Raw genomic sequence first — 15,006 nt, 5'->3', positions numbered from 1 at the left:
ACAGCCCCCGACGCACGCACTTGCGCGTCGCAACCACAATCGCAGGCGGTGGGCCAGGGGTCGAGCGCGCCACAGGTAACATCATGCTCGTGCGGATTCGTGATCATGTTACTTTCCGATTGACAGTCTTGATTAGACCATTCTGGCACGACGCGTTCAGGCATGCAATTTAATTGCGATGTGGGAATAATATTTCCTGAGAAGAATTCGATTGATCGCTGCGGATGATGTGCATCTACAACGAACTTATATCGGGAGTAATTGAGGCGCCAGGGTGTAGAGGACCAGGGGAACTGCATGCCGGGTTGTTCGCCAGCAAGGAATAAGGCGGTCCTCTGGAGAGGTGAACAATAGCCGCCGCATTTCGATCAGCACTGGCAGCACAATTGCCGCCAGTGCAGGAGGAAAGTTTTCCTTCGACCGCCTCCGCTACATGTTTCGAGCGTTGAATTTGCAGCTACCGAGATGCCGGTGCGCAGTCAGCATCAGTCCCTGCCGGACTGTCTTGCGCGGCGCGTGCGCTGGCGGGCAAGGAATCCCATCAGTCCGAGTCCGGCAGCAAGCATTGCATAACTGGATGGTTCTGGCACTGGTACGGCGCTTCCAACGCTGTAGCCGAACGTATGAAGGTTCAGGCTGCCCTCCCACGCTTCAGGGCCTGCGTTGTCCCAGGAGATGCTCGCAGTACCGTTCAGTTCCAGATTTTCATCACCTGCGAAATGCAAAAAGTTCCGGACTTCCCCCGTCCCGAATTCGCTCAGGCGGCCCTGAAAGAAGGTAAGGGAGCGGGCCCGGCCGTCTGGATCATAACCTGAGGCACCAAGCGCATAGTCGCTATAGAAAGTGATGCGTGTTCCGGGCGTTAGATAGAACTGAAAGTCAATGAATGCGTGCGCTTCGGTAGTGACCGTTTCACTGCGATGAGACACCGACAACACGGTATCCTCGAATCGGCCGCTTCCGTCCACCCTGGAAGAAATAGCGTTGTTGCCATTTTCCCAGTTTCCCGAGATCGACGGAGGAATGAAGTCATTGTCCTCATAAACTCTCGATCCAGAAAAATTCAATCCACCCCAAATGTTTCCGTACACTGGGTTGAACGCCAGATTCGGCGAAATGCCATCGTCGGGGTCCAGATCTGTCAGCGCATACCGTAAATTTGATATCGTTGCAGCACCCTGGGCCACAGCAGCATGGGCATGCGGGGCAGCAGTGAGTACCATCGCGAAAGCCGCCAACACGCAGTTGCAGTGAATCGATTTGAAAAGACTTTTCATTGATTTCTCCATGATGTAGGAGAGACCGATGGTAGTCCTTGGGTGAAAAATTGTCTTATTTTCAACAACTATCGAATGGCAAGTGTTGTATGCCTGGAAGACCGGTGGTGGAAGCAATCTCGCGCTGAATTCGCTGGAGGACAAGGCGCGACCGGATTCCCGGGCCGGGACTGTGAAAGGCACCACCTATGTATCTGCACATCCGTGTGGCGGATGTTGCGCGATGAGCTGGCGGAAAACACAAAAGCCGAACGGCCCGAGGCTCGGAGGGCAACAGGGAACTAAAGAGAGGGGCTGCGGAGGGAACTGAAGAGGGGCCAGGAAAAACGGGCTGGTCCCCCCGACTGGAATCGAACCAGTATCCCACGCTTAGGAGGCATGTGCACTATCCATTGTGCTACGGGGAGGACGCAAAGCGAGCGCAATTATAGCCGACCGGCCGACAAAAGTTAGTGTTGCCAGCACACTATCGGTACAATGCCGGATTCACGCTTCAACGAACAGGCACCATGGCAGTCATTTCCCTCAGTGCGGCGCAGCTGGCTTTCGGCCACCATGCGCTGCTCGATCATGCCGATTTCTCGCTGGAGGCGGGCGACCGCGTCGGGCTCATCGGGCGAAACGGCACGGGCAAGTCCTCGCTGCTGAAAATCCTTCACGGCCGGCAAAAGCTGGACGACGGCCTGCTGGTCATGCAGCAGGGCCTCAGCATTGCCTATGTCGAACAGGAGCCGCAATTCGACATGGAGATGACGGTGTTCGACGCCGTTGCCGCCGGTCTCGGAGAAACGGCAGCGCACTTGCGCGAATATCACGACATCACAGGACGCTTCGGGCAGGGCGATGACGAAGCGCTGATGGAGCGCATGCACGAATTGCAGGTCAAGCTCGACGCCACCGATGGCTGGAGCCTGGAAAACAAGGTGGCACAGACGCTCGACCGCCTGTCGCTGGCGCCGCAATCGCGGATGGGGACGCTCTCCGGCGGCATGCGCAAACGCGTGGCGCTGGCGCGCGCGCTCGTGTCGGCGCCGGACGTGCTGCTGCTGGACGAACCCACCAACCACCTTGATTTCACGTCGATCCAGTGGCTCGAAGGCTTGCTGCGCGATTTTCGCGGCAGCGTGCTGCTGGTAACCCACGACCGCTCGTTCCTGGACAACGTGGCGACGCGCATCGTCGAGCTCGATCGGGGCATGCTGATGTCCTACCCCGGCAATTTCAGCGCCTACCAGACCCGCAAGGCGGAGCAGCTGGCCATCGAGGAAGTCGAGAACGCCAAGTTCGACAAATTCCTCGCGCAGGAAGAAGTCTGGATCCGCAAGGGCGTCGAGGCGCGGCGCACGCGCAATGAAGGTCGTGTGCGTCGGCTCGAGCGGCTGCGCGACCAGCGCGTCGCGCGCCGCAACCAGCAGGGGCAGGTGCGCCTGGAAGTGACTTCCGGCGAACGGTCCGGCAAGATCGTGGCCGAGCTGGTCGACGTGAACAAGCAATACGGCGAACGCGTGATCGTGCGCGATTTTTCCGCGACGCTGCTGCGTGGCGACAAGGTAGGGCTGATCGGCCCGAACGGCGCCGGCAAGACCACGCTGCTGAAACTGATCCTGGGCGAAGACCAGCCGGACAGCGGTTCGGTCAAGCAGGGGACCAAATTGCAGGTGGCGTATTTCGACCAGATGCGGGCCCAGCTCAACGAGGAGGCCAGCCTGGCCGAGACGATTTCGCCTGGTAGCGACTGGGTCGAGATCAACGGCCAGAAGAAACACGTGATGAGCTACCTGGGCGACTTCCTGTTCGCGCCGGAGCGGGCGCGGTCGCCGGTGCGGACCTTGTCCGGCGGCGAGCGCAACCGGCTGCTGCTGGCACGCCTGTTCGCGAAGCCGGCCAACGTGCTGGTGCTGGACGAACCGACCAACGACCTCGATATCGATACCCTCGAATTGCTGGAAGAGCTGTTGGAGGAATACACCGGCACCGTGTTCCTGGTCAGCCACGACCGCACGTTCCTCGATAACGTGGTGACGCAGGTGATCGTGGCCGAAGGTGGCGGCACCTGGCGCGAATATATCGGCGGCTACAGCGACTGGGAGCGGGTGCGCGCGTCCGCCCCGGCGGTGCCGGCGAAGAAGGCCGAACCGAAGCCGGCGGCGGCCGCACCGGCTGCAGCGGCTGAAGCGCCTGCGGCCAAGGCACGCAAGCTCAGTTTCAAGGAGCAGCGCGAGCTCGACGAGTTGCCCAAGGTGATCGCGCAACTCGAGGTGGAACAGGCAGAACTGACGGCGATCCTTGCCGACGCGGATTTCTACAAGAAGACCTCGGCAGAAGCCAAGCGGGTCAACGAGCGCATTGCCGCCATCGAAATCGAGCTGATGACAGCCCTCGAGCGCTGGGAAGAAATCGAGTCGCGCAACACGCGCTGAGTCATCGCCGGACCCTGCGTACGAGAAAAAAGGACAATTTCTCGTACGCATGTTTTTGCACTGCATTCAAAGATCCTGTTGTAAAATAGGAAACCTTGGGTTCAGAAGGATGATCACGCCATGACCATGCAGCAACGCAAAAACCCCCAGGTTCCGAGCGCGGCAGCGTCTTCCACAGGAGACGCACCCACCGGCTGGTTCGGCCGTCCATCGACCGCGCGCATTCTCCCGTTTGCAATCTACATGGCATTCGTGGCCGTGGCCGACCTGCTGCAGCGGTTCGGCTGGTCGGCCGACGACTTGCGCTGGCTGTATGCGGTCAAGATCGGCGCCGTGCTGGCAGCCCTGTGGGCTTATCGCCGCAGCTATTCCGAACTGGGATGGCGAACCATGGGCGGCAATGTCATCGTGCAGTCGTTTGTCGTCGGTATCGTCGTGCTGGTGCTGTGGGTCAACCTGGATGCGGCGTGGATGCTGGCTGGCGAATCGGCCGGCTTCAACCCCACCGACGCCACGGGGCGCATCGACTGGACACTGGTGGCGGTACGCATTGCCGGGGCCGCGCTCGTGGTGCCGGTGATGGAAGAGCTGTTCTGGCGCTCTTTCCTGCTGCGGTGGTTACACGATCGCCAGTTTCTCAAGGTATATCCCAACCAGGTCGGCTTTGTCGCACTTGCCATCAGTTCGGTGCTGTTCGGCGTCGAGCATAACCAGTGGTTCGCCGGGGTCGTTGCCGGGTTGGGATACGGTCTGTTGTATATGCGGACCGGAAATCTGTGGGCGCCGATCCTGGCACATGCCGTGACGAACGGGCTGCTCGGCGCCTGGATCGTTGGAACCGGCGCCTGGACTTACTGGTAATATTGCAATATCGTCAAAAGAGATCTATAACATGTCGAGCATTCCACCATCGCGACTGCGGCTGTTGTCCGCAGCCGTCGCGCTTCTTGTCTGCGCCAGTGCGCGCGCCGATATCAGTGACACGATTCATCCCTTTGTCGCCATTGGCTATACCTATGACGACAACTTGCTGCGCCTGCCGGACGACTTCGCCGGCGTCACGCAGCGCTCGGATACCGCGAGGCAGGCCCAGGCGGGCCTGATCGTCGATCGTCCGATCGGCCGCCAGAGGCTGACCGGCAGCGCGAAAGTGTCGCGTGTGACGTTCGATCATTACAACGAGCTGGACTACAACGGCAAGGACTTCAAGGGCGACCTGGCCTGGCAGCTGGGTAACCGCTTCTCGGGCAACCTGGGCGGTACTTACCAGCAGACGCTGACGCCTTTCACCGACTTCCACACCAGCGAACGCAACCTGCGGGTGCAGCGCCAGGAGTATGTCAACGGTGCCTGGCGTTTGCATCCCAGCTGGCAGGTGCGCAGCGGGTACACGCGCAGCCGCTACGAATATGAACTGCAGGCCCAGAGCATCAACAACCGCGAGGAAGACCTGACGGAAGTCGGTTTCGATTTCCTGGCCGCCAGCGGCAGCCGGTTCGGCCTGGTGGCGCGGCGCCTCGAGGGCAAGTACACCAATCCATCGCGTACCAATGCCCTGTTCCGGGATGGCTACACGCAGGACGAGCTGAAGGCGAACGTGCGCTGGAATTTCAGTGCAGTTACGCAACTCAACGTGCTCGCCGGTTATGCCAAGCGCGAATACGAAAGTCTGTCCGGACGCGATTCGAGCGGTGCGAACGGCCGGGTGACGCTGCTGTGGGCACCGCTGAACAAGGTCAAGTTCACCGTCGATGGCTGGCGTAATTTCGCCGCCGTGGAGAGCACGCTGGTCAGTAACAGCCTGAACACCGGTGCCAGCGTAGGCGCCACCTGGGATATCTCGGCAAAGCTGCAGGCCAATGCCTCGATGCGCCGGGAAGAGCGTGAATTTGAACAGTTGAGCACGGTCGTTTTCGATGGTGACGTGACCGACCGCACCCGCGGGGCCACGCTCGGCCTGACGTATGCGCCAACCTTGCAATCGCAAGTCTCGCTGAGCGCTTTCCGCGACAACCGTGACGGCAACACGCTGCTGCGGACCAATTCCTACCGTGCCAAAGGCCTTTCTTTCAACGCCAGCGTGCAGTTCTGATGGGCAGTAGTTTCAATGACAATCAATGACATTCCCCTGATCTCTTTTTTCCAGCGCATCCTCGATCCGGTCATCATCATGGGCACCCTGTATGGTGCCTCGATGGCGTTCGGTGAGCCGTTCACCGGCTATTCGCTGATCTTGATGATCCTGGCATTCTTCATCTCATCGGCGGTGTACCAGCATATCGATCCTTACCGCACCTGGCGCAGCGGCCGCATGCTGGCCTATTCACGGGACATCTTCGGTGGCTGGCTGGTGACGGCGCTGATCCTGCTGATGCTGGGCGCCGTCAGTGGCCTGTCGTACCACTACGACGAGCGCGTCGTGCTGGCATGGTTCTGCGCTACGCCGTTCATCCTGCTGGCCAGCCACCTGGCGGCGCGCAAGGTGGGCTCCGATCCGTCGCAGGCAAGTGAGTTGCGCTCCGTGCTGATCGTGGGCGCGAACGACGTCGGCATCAAGTTCGCCCGCACCATCGAACGCTATCCAAACCTGTTCATGCAGGTCCGCGGCTTCTTCGACGATCGCGGCGGCGATCGCCAGCCGGAAGACCTGGACTACCCGATCCTGGGCAAGATGTGCGACGTGGCCGCGTTCGTGCGCGAAAACAACATCAAGATGATTTTCATCAGCCAGCCGATCTCTGCCCAGCCGCGCATTCGCAAGCTGCTCGACGATCTGCAGGATACGACTGCGTCGGTGTACTTCCTGCCTGATATCTACGTGTTCGACCTGATGCAGGCGCGCTTCGACAACGTCGGCGGCATGCCGGTGATCGCGATCTGCGAAACGCCGTTCACGGGCTTCAACAGCCTGGTCAAGCGTGCCAGCGACATCGTGCTCGCACTGATCATCCAGCTGATGCTGTTGCCGGTGATGCTGGCGATCGCGATTGCCGTCAAGCTCAGTTCTCCCGGCCCGATCATTTTCCGCCAGCGCCGCTATGGCCTGTACGGGGAGCAGATCTATGTATACAAGTTCCGTTCGATGACGGTAACGGAAGACGGAACCAAGGTTGTGCAGGCCAAGAAAAACGACCAGCGGATCACCCGCGTCGGCGCATTCCTGCGCAAGACCTCGCTCGATGAGCTGCCGCAATTCGTCAATGTGCTGCAAGGCAGGATGAGTATCGTCGGCCCGCGGCCGCACGCCGTGGCGCACAACGAGCAATACCGCAAGCTGATCAAGGGCTACATGTTGCGGCACAAGGCAAAGCCGGGCATCACCGGATGGGCGCAGGTCAATGGCTTCCGTGGCGAAACCGAGACACTGGACAAAATGGAAGCGCGTATCCGCTACGATCTCGACTATTTGCGGAACTGGTCATTGCTGCTGGACTTGTGGATCATCGTCCGAACTGTGGCGGTGGTACTGAAACGCGAGAACGCGCATTGATCTAAAGTAATTGAATCTTAAGTAAATTTTCAGCCGCACTCGATGCCGGCCAAGATACAATAGCTTCTATTGCAACTTTGTCTAGCCATTTATAGTTTCATAAAAGGCAAGATGTTGTATAATTCTATTATTGGTTTTGCCGTTGAGTCATGGCCGGCATCAAGCCGCGGCGCTTATCCATGGAACCGGAGGAATTACTTTGAAGAAAAATAAGATTGCAGCCCCCTCGCTTCGCCCTACGCGCGTTCTGCTGTGCACGGGCCTGATCGCGATGGCTGCCGCGCTGACTGCATGTGGTGACAAGGCCGAGAAAAAACCAGGCCAGGCACTCGCCAGCGTGAACGGGGAAGAAATCACGGTAATGCAGTTGAACGAGGAACTCGGGCGCGTCAACATTCCGGCCGCACAGCAGGAAGCCGCCCGCAAGCAACTGCTTGAATCGCTGATCGACCGCGAGCTCCTGGAGAGCGAGGCTGCCAAGGAAAAGATCGACCGCGATCCGAAAGTCGTGCAGGCCGTGGAACGGGCGAAGTCGCTTATCATTGCCCAGGCCTACTTGCAAAAACGTATCGGCACGCCGACCCGGCCGACGAAGGAAGAGGTGGCAGCCTATTTCGAGCAAAATCCACAGTTTTTTGCCAACCGCAAGCAGTTCGACATGCGTCAGCTGGTGCTGGCCACGCGCGATGTGACCGACCCCATGAAGGAGGTCATCAACTCCGCCAAGTCGCTTGATGACGTGGCAGCTTGGCTCGACGGGCAAAAGGTCCGCTATGCACGCGCCCAACTGAGCCGTAGCAGCGCCGAGCTGCCGCCGCAGCTGAGCTCGCGTCTGCAGTCGATGCCGAAAGGGCAGCTGTTCATCGTGCGCGAAGGCGACCGCAGCATGCTGATCTCGATTGCCGACATGCGCGACGCCCCTGTCACGCTGCAGCAGGCAACGCCGCAGATCGAACAGTTCCTCTCGAACAAGAAGAACAAGGAAGCCGCGGATGCCGAGCTGAAACGCCTGCGTGCGTCGGCCAAGATCGAATACCTGAACAAGCCAGCGGGCCAGCCTGCGACTCCGGCGCCGGCAGCCCCGGCCAATGCACCTGCTGTCGCCGCTCCCGCGGCGCCGGCAGCAGCACCGGCACCGGCCGATGCTCCTGCCAACCAGCAGGGATTGAGCAGCGAGGCGCATGAGCGTGGCGTGGCAGGAATGCGTTGAGCCTTTGCGCTGCGCGATGTTTAACCGCTGTTGGAACTAAGAAAGAAGCTTAACTATGAAATCACTGCAGAAATGGATGATGGGAGCGTTGCTGAGCCTGGTAATGGGCTGGGCAGGCGCAGCAGACTTCACCCTGGGGCCGGGCGATATCGTCAAGATCTCCGTGTATGGCAACCCGGATCTCGCCATTGAAACCCGCGTCAGCGAAACCGGTACGATTACCTTCCCGCTGGTCGGCCAGGTCGACATCAACGGGCTGAACTCGGCCGCTGCCGAGCGCAAGATCGCCGGCCTGCTGGAAAGCGGCGGCTTCCTGAAAAAGCCGCAGGTCAACCTGGTGGTTTCGCAGATCCAGAGCCGGCAAGTGTCGGTGCTGGGCCAGGTTAACCGTCCAGGCCGTTTCCCGCTCGAAGGCAAGCGCAGCGTCATGGACCTGCTCGCGCTGGCCGGCGGCTTCGGCCCCGATGGCGGCGACACCATCAGCCTGATCCGCAAACGCGATGGCCAGGTCACCAAGACCATCATCGACGTGGTGGAGATGGTGCGTACCGGCGAACTGTCGAAGGATCTCGACCTGGAAGCAAACGACATCCTGTACGCGGAGCGTTCGCCGCGCTTCTATATCTACGGTGAAGTACAGCGCCCGGGCGCCTTCCGCCTCGAGCGCCAGATGACGGTCATCCAGGCACTGGCGGTTGGCGGCGGCCTGTCCCCTCGCGGTACCGAGCGGGGTATCCGGGTCAAGCGCCGCGGCGCCGATGGCAAGGAACAGATCGTCCAGGTCAAGCACGACGACCTGCTTCAAGTGGATGACGTTGTCTACGTCAAGGAAAGCTGGTTCTGATTGCATCCCTGGGCCGCTGGCATAACGGCGGCCTGGTTCCGGAGAGAGCACTATTATGAATTTCGCGCAATTTTTATTGATCCTCAATGCACGCAAGAAAATTGCGCTGCTGACCCTGGCCGTAACGGTGCTCGCGACCGTCGTGGTCAGCTTGATGTTGCCCAAGAGTTATAAGGCAACGAGCACCATTGTGCTCAATTCCAAAGGCATCGATACCCTGACGGGCCTGGCGATGCCGGGCACGCTGATGCCTGGTTACATGGCAACGCAGATCGACATCATCAGCAGCAAGAACGTTGCGCAGCGCGTGGTCGAGCGTCTGCGCCTGGCGGAGAGCCCGGCGGTCCAGGCCCAGTTCGCGGAAGCCACGCAGGGCCGCGGCACCGTGCGCGACTGGCTGGCCGACCTGCTGCTGCGCAAGCTCGAAGTCGAGCCATCGCGCGAGAGCAGCGTGGTGGGCATCAGCTTCCAGGGCTCCGATCCGCAATTCGCTGCTGCCGTGGCGAATGCGTTCGCCGAGGAATACCAGCGCATCAGCGTCCAGCTGAAGTCGGATCCGATGAAAAAGGCGTCCAGCTACTTCGTCGAGCAATCGAAACTGCTGCGCGATAACCTGGAGGTCGCGCAGAGCCGCCTGTCGAAGTACCAGCAGGAACACGGTATCGTCAGCGTCGACAACCGCCTGGACGTCGAATCGGCGCGCCTGAACGATCTGTCGAGCCAATTGGTCGCGGCACAGACCATGGCGATGGAAGCTCGCTCGCGCGGATCGGTGGCGCAGGGCCGCGGCGGGGAATCGCCGGACGTCAGCAACAGCCCGCTGGTCCAGAATTCGCGCGTAACCCTGGCGGCAGCCGAATCGAAACTGGCTGAACTGGGCCAGCGACTCAGCACCAACCACCCTCAATACCAGAGTGCCCGTGCCGAGGTCGAGAAGCTGCGTTCCACGCTGAACGCGAACCTGCGCCTGACGCAGAACTCGGTCGGCAACAACGCTTCGGTGCTGTCGCAGCGCGAGGCGGAAATCCGCGCAGCGCTCGACGCGCAGAAAACCAAGGTACTGGAACTGAACCGTACACGTGACGAAATGAACGTGCTGGTCAAGGACGTCGAGAATGCCCAGCGCGCCTTCGACATGGCAGCCCAGCGCCTGTCGCAGACGCGCATCGAAGGCCAGGCCGACCAGACCGACGTCGCGATCCTGAACCCGGCCGTGGCCCCGCTCGAGGCGGCCAGCCCGAAAGTCACGCTGAACGTGGCGCTGTCGGTGTTCCTGGGTACGCTGCTGGGCATTGGCCTGTGCATGCTGGCCGAGATGTTCGACCGCCGGGTGCGTTCCGAGACCGACCTCACCGACGTGGCCGAGGTGCCGATGCTCGGCGCGATCAACTGGACGCCACCAAAGCGCAAGCGGTTCAACTTCGGCAAACCGACGGGCCCGCGCCAGCTGCGCCTGAATTGACAGTCCACAGAAATGGATAACGCCATGAATCATCCACTCCCCATCAATTCGGCTCCCGCCAAGCCTAATTCCGGCGACTCGAGCATTGGCGCACTGTTGCTTGAATCCGGCAAGATCACGCCGGAAAGCGCAGAGCGCGTGCTGCGCATGCAAAAGGAATTGGGCATCCGCTTCGGCGAGGCGGCGCAGCGGCTGGGACTGATCACGGATGCCGATATCCAGCAGGTGCTCGCCCGCCAGTTCGATTATCCGTACCTGACGCCGGGCGAGAGCAAGCTGTCGCCACACCTGGTGGCAGCGTTCCAACCGTTCAGCCCGCAGGTCGAAATGCTGCGCGCGGTGCGCAGCCAGCTGATGTTGCGCTGGTTCGCCCGCGGCCACAAGTCGCTCACCATCATGGGCGTGGAACCGGGCGACGGAACCAGCCTGTTCGCGGCCAACCTGGCAGTCGTGTTTTCCCAGCTGGGCGAAGATACCTTGCTGGTGGATGCCAACCTGCGCAACCCTGTCCAGCATGAGCTGTTCGACATCAAGGGCCGCCAAGGGTTGTCCGACATCCTGGCCGGACGAGGCGAGTCAAGCATCGCGACGAAGATCGACTCGCTGCTGTCCCTGACGGTGCTGCCAGCCGGCACGCTGCCGCCGAATCCGCTCGAACTGCTCAGCCGCAGCGGCTTCTCCGCACTGAACCTGCAACTGGAAGCGGCGCACGACATCGTGCTGTACGACGCGCCTGCATTCGCCACCGCGTCCGACGTGCTGCCGCTGGCGGCCCGCACGGGCGGTGTCCTGCTGGTCGTGCGCAAGAACAGCACGTCGCTCGACAATGTGTCGATCTTCACCGATCAGGTCACCCAGGCCGGTGCGAAGGTCGTCGGCTCCGTACTCGTCGATTTCTAATGAATACCATCGCCACCCCTTCCATGCGTAACGATGCCGTGCCCCGCGCCGCGCTGTCCGATACCTGGCCTTTGCTGCTCGGACTCGGGGTACTGTTCGTACCTACGCTGTATTCGCTGATGAACGGCTTGTGGGCCAGCGAAGAGCAGGCGCACGGTCCCATCATCCTCGCGCTCTCGCTCTGGCTGCTGTATCGCCAATGGCCGGACATGGAGCGTGCCAGCGAAGGCGACAGTGGTTCGGCCGCCGGCTGGCCGCTGTTCGTGTTCGGCTTGCTGCTGTACATCTTCGGCCGCTCGCAACAGATCAACGCCTTTGAAATCGGTTCGATCGTCCTGCTGCTGATGTCGATCATCCTGATCAAGTTCGGCGTGCGCGCCCTGCGGGCCCAGTGGTTCCCGTTCTTCTTCATGCTGTTCATGATCCCGCTGCCGGGCGGTGTCGTCAGCCTGCTGACGATGCCGATGAAGATGGCCGTGTCGTGGGCCACCGAACACATCCTGTATGCGCTGGGCTTCCCGATCGCCCGTTCCGGCGTGATCCTGCAGATCGGTCAATACCAGCTGCTGGTCGCGGACGCCTGCGCCGGGCTGCAGACCTTGTTGACATTGGAAGCGCTGGGACTGTTCTACCTGAACGTCGTGCGGCACTCGTCGGCCTTCCGCAATATCGTACTGGCCATCCTGATCGTGCCGATCTCGTTCTCCGCCAACGTGATCCGGGTCATCACGCTGTCGCTGGTGACCTATTTCATGGGAGATGCCGCAGGGCAGGGCTTCCTGCACGGATTTGCGGGCATGGTGCTGTTCGTGACGGCGCTGATACTCATCCTGAGTGTCGACTCCCTACTTCAATGGATCGTACGGCGTCGTAACGGGTTGGCGCCGGTCGGAGGAAAAGCATGAAGAAGTCCCTGATGATCAGCGTTGTCATGGGCGCGATGATGGTATCGTCCGCCGCAGTAACGAAGGCGTTGACGCCGACGGTAAAGCTGGCGGACCGTGCGGCGCGCTTCGAGCTGTCGCAGACGGTGCCGGTGCAGTTCGGCGACTGGCGGGTCGACGAAAGCATCATCCCGCTGCAGGTCGACCCGGATACCCAGGCAAGCCTGGACAAGATCTACAACCAGACGCTGTCGCGTACCTACATCAACGGCAATGGCGAACGCATCATGCTGTCGATCGCCTATGGCGGCGACCAGAGCGATACGCTGGGCGTGCACAGGCCGGAAACCTGCTATACGGCGCAAGGTTTCAACGTCAAGGACCAGGTGGACGGCATGTTGCCCACCACCTATGGCGACATTGCAGTACGCCGCCTGTACGCCAGCGCCGGTTCGCGTTTCGAGCCCATTACTTACTGGATTACAGTGGGTGACCAGGTCACGCGGCCCGGCATGAGCCAGAAATTGCAGCAGCTGAAGTATGGCCTGAGCGGTTCGATTCCCGATGGCATGCTGGTGCGGGTCTCCAACATTTCGACCGATGCGCCAGCCTCATACGCTTTGCAACAGAAATTCGTCGCCGATATGCTTTCCTCGCTCGATGCGACCGGCCGCAAGCGTCTGATCGGCGGCTGAGCGTCAAACCTGGAACGTAAATGAAACTGGCGTCTTATCTCAGCAGGCTGCAGCGCAAGCCTGCAGCGCGGGCACGCAGCAATCGGGTGGTCGCACGCAAAGGAGTCCCGGCAGCACTGATCGCGGCCTTCCTGTTACTGGCCTTGCTGACCGGCCTGGTTGGCGGGCTGGGATCGCTGACGCTGGTCATGATGATCGGTGGCGGCACGGTTGCGACGCTGTTGTTTTTCCTGGTGAATTCGAATGGGCTCTTGCTGAGCCTGTTCGTGATGACCTTCCTGATCCAGGGTACCCTGCTGTATTTCTTCGGGATGAAGGCGGCAACCTGGGTCGCCGTCGGGATGGCAATGCTGTTCTTCATCAGCATCCTGATGAAACGGACGATCAGTACCACCCGCCCCGGCGATATCCGGCCCGGACCGTTCGGCCACAGCATCGTTCTTTTCACGTGCCTGTTCCTGCTCAGCTTTGCCGCAACCGTGGCGATGAACCGGCCGCCGCCGCTGCAGATCGTTTCTGGCATCAAGAGCTACCTGCCGATGTTCAGTGTCATGCTGGCGTTCTACTGGTTCCGCTGGGAGGATGCGCAGATCGAGCGGATCTGGAACCTGATGCTCGTCATCGCGGCACTGCAACTTCCCGTTCTTGCTTATCAGCATCTGTTTGTCAATACCGGCGGTAACTGGGATTCGATGGTCGGCACGTTCGGCGGCACGCCGGGTGGCGGTGGCAACAGCGCGATCATGGTGCTGTTCGTGATCGCGATGATGACTTTTGCGTTGGCGCGCTGGAATCTGGGACTGATGAGCGGGAAACGTACTGCTCTGCTGGTCGGCATCGGCGTCGGCGTCATCTTGTTGGGCGAGGTGAAGGCCGCTTTCGTGTGGGTGCCGTTCACGCTGTTCTGGGTATTGCGCAAACGCATCATGCGCAACGTTTTTGCAATGGTCGGTTACTGTATCGTTATCGGTGCCTTCATGGCAGCGACCTGGACAGTATATGCGGCCCTGTATTGGGGCAAGGACGCAGAGAAGGGCGACACGGTTTCCGAGAAATTCGAAGCGCGCGGGGGATATTTCTTCGACACGACGAAAATCGATTACCGCACCGGCGAAGTCAGCCGTGCTGCTTCCATCGCGTTCTGGGTCCAGGATCCGCAGGCATCGATCCCCCGTCGCGTGCTTGGGTATGGTCCGGCAGCGAGCAAAGGAAGCGGTGTCTTCGGTCCAGGTACGATTGCGAGACGTTATGCGCCATTGCACATCGACGCGACTGTGATTGCAATCCTGTTATGGGAGTTCGGCATCGTAGGAGCGATCGGGTATACAGGCATGATCATCAGCGCCGCGTGGGTGAGCCATCGGGCGTCCAAAGCCAGCAATGTCACGCCGCAGCAAAAGGCGATTCTCGAAACATGCACGCCAATGCTGATCATTACATTGATGACCTTGCTTTATTTCCGAGCCCTTGTCGAAGAACCTACTGCGCAACTATTGGTAATGTTCCTATTGGCATCGATTATCCAGATCGCCAGGTTTGGTAATCTGAAATGGACCCGGGGGCGTGCGTCGAAGACCGTAAGTTCTGGTTCTCGTAATTTGGTAAGTGTTTGATTGCATAGGGTTAATTAAACTAATGCCAATCAGTTGGGATTATTTACAGGGAAATTAAAATAATCTCATGACTATTATGTGTTTATCATTGATTTACGTCTGATATACGTCACGATTTTTAAAAAGTGGCGTAACAAATGCGCGTTGCCGTACGGAATGATGTACACTGAGTTTTCTCGCTGCTCGCCTGCTTTATTTCCTGCATTGCCCC

General features: G+C 60.0%; 12 protein-coding genes and 1 tRNA gene. 11 read left to right on the top strand and 2 right to left on the bottom strand.

All coding sequences use genetic code 11. The annotated features are described in order from the left end of the window. Positions 1-485 precede the first annotated feature (485 nt). Together FHS02_RS20070 and FHS02_RS20065 are read right to left on the bottom strand one after the other, a co-directional pair. Positions 486-1,277, bottom strand: coding sequence for a PEP-CTERM sorting domain-containing protein (locus FHS02_RS20070; protein WP_229422399.1), 792 nt, complete (start codon positions 1,275-1,277; stop codon positions 486-488). A gap of 332 nt (positions 1,278-1,609) precedes the next feature. After that, a tRNA-Arg gene (locus tag FHS02_RS20065) sits at positions 1,610-1,684 on the bottom strand. A gap of 102 nt (positions 1,685-1,786) precedes the next feature. Between FHS02_RS20065 and FHS02_RS20060 the strand changes: the two genes are divergently transcribed. The 11 genes from FHS02_RS20060 to FHS02_RS20010 all read left to right on the top strand — a co-directional run bounded on the left by FHS02_RS20060 (position 1,787) and on the right by FHS02_RS20010 (position 14,795). Continuing rightward, positions 1,787-3,697, top strand: a complete 1,911-nt coding sequence (locus FHS02_RS20060; protein WP_137316642.1) for an ATP-binding cassette domain-containing protein — start codon at positions 1,787-1,789, stop codon at positions 3,695-3,697. Positions 3,698-3,817: 120 nt separating this feature from the next. Continuing rightward, entirely contained in the window at positions 3,818-4,558 is a 741-nt protein-coding gene (locus tag FHS02_RS20055; protein ID WP_229422400.1) for a CAAX prenyl protease-related protein, read from the top strand. A 31-nt stretch (positions 4,559-4,589) separates the two neighbouring features. Next, entirely contained in the window at positions 4,590-5,789 is a 1,200-nt protein-coding gene (gene epsL, locus FHS02_RS20050; protein WP_137316643.1) for an XrtB/PEP-CTERM-associated polysaccharide biosynthesis outer membrane protein EpsL, read from the top strand. A gap of 15 nt (positions 5,790-5,804) precedes the next feature. Then, positions 5,805-7,187 carry an undecaprenyl-phosphate glucose phosphotransferase gene (locus FHS02_RS20045; protein WP_137316644.1) on the top strand — a complete coding sequence of 461 codons (1,383 nt, stop codon included), beginning with the start codon at positions 5,805-5,807 and terminating at the stop codon, positions 7,185-7,187. Positions 7,188-7,386: 199 nt separating this feature from the next. Beyond that, a complete protein-coding gene (locus FHS02_RS20040) occupies positions 7,387-8,397 on the top strand; it encodes an EpsD family peptidyl-prolyl cis-trans isomerase (protein ID WP_260115659.1) in 1,011 nt (336 codons plus the stop codon). A 55-nt stretch (positions 8,398-8,452) separates the two neighbouring features. Then, positions 8,453-9,241: a polysaccharide export protein EpsE gene (gene epsE, locus FHS02_RS20035; RefSeq protein WP_137316645.1), complete on the top strand. Its 789-nt coding sequence runs from the start codon at positions 8,453-8,455 to the stop codon at positions 9,239-9,241. A 55-nt stretch (positions 9,242-9,296) separates the two neighbouring features. Beyond that, the gene (epsF, locus tag FHS02_RS20030; protein WP_137316646.1) at positions 9,297-10,703 is read left to right on the top strand and encodes a chain length determinant protein EpsF; all 1,407 of its coding nucleotides are present in this window, start codon (positions 9,297-9,299) and stop codon (positions 10,701-10,703) included. Between the two features lie 24 nt (positions 10,704-10,727). Continuing rightward, positions 10,728-11,603 (top strand): chain length determinant protein tyrosine kinase EpsG, encoded by an 876-nt coding sequence (gene epsG / locus FHS02_RS20025; protein ID WP_229422401.1) that lies wholly within the window; start codon positions 10,728-10,730, stop codon positions 11,601-11,603. Then, positions 11,603-12,508, top strand: coding sequence for an exosortase B (gene xrtB / locus FHS02_RS20020; protein ID WP_137316648.1), 906 nt, complete (start codon positions 11,603-11,605; stop codon positions 12,506-12,508). Before epsG ends, xrtB begins: the two co-directional genes overlap by 1 nt. Then, on the top strand, positions 12,505-13,182 hold the full coding sequence (epsI, locus tag FHS02_RS20015; RefSeq protein WP_137316649.1) for an exosortase-associated protein EpsI, B-type: 678 nt from the start codon (positions 12,505-12,507) through the stop codon (positions 13,180-13,182). The genes xrtB and epsI overlap by 4 nt, the downstream gene beginning before the upstream one ends. A gap of 20 nt (positions 13,183-13,202) precedes the next feature. Further along, positions 13,203-14,795 (top strand): hypothetical protein, encoded by a 1,593-nt coding sequence (locus tag FHS02_RS20010; RefSeq protein WP_137316650.1) that lies wholly within the window; start codon positions 13,203-13,205, stop codon positions 14,793-14,795. The last annotated feature ends 211 nt before the right edge of the window (positions 14,796-15,006 follow it).

This window comes from Pseudoduganella umbonata (genome assembly GCF_014192225.1).
Classification (GTDB): Bacteria; Pseudomonadota; Gammaproteobacteria; order Burkholderiales; family Burkholderiaceae_D; genus Rugamonas; species Rugamonas umbonata.
The sequence above is the reverse complement of the archived record's forward strand: the minus strand, read 5'-3'. Positions and strand labels throughout refer to the sequence as shown.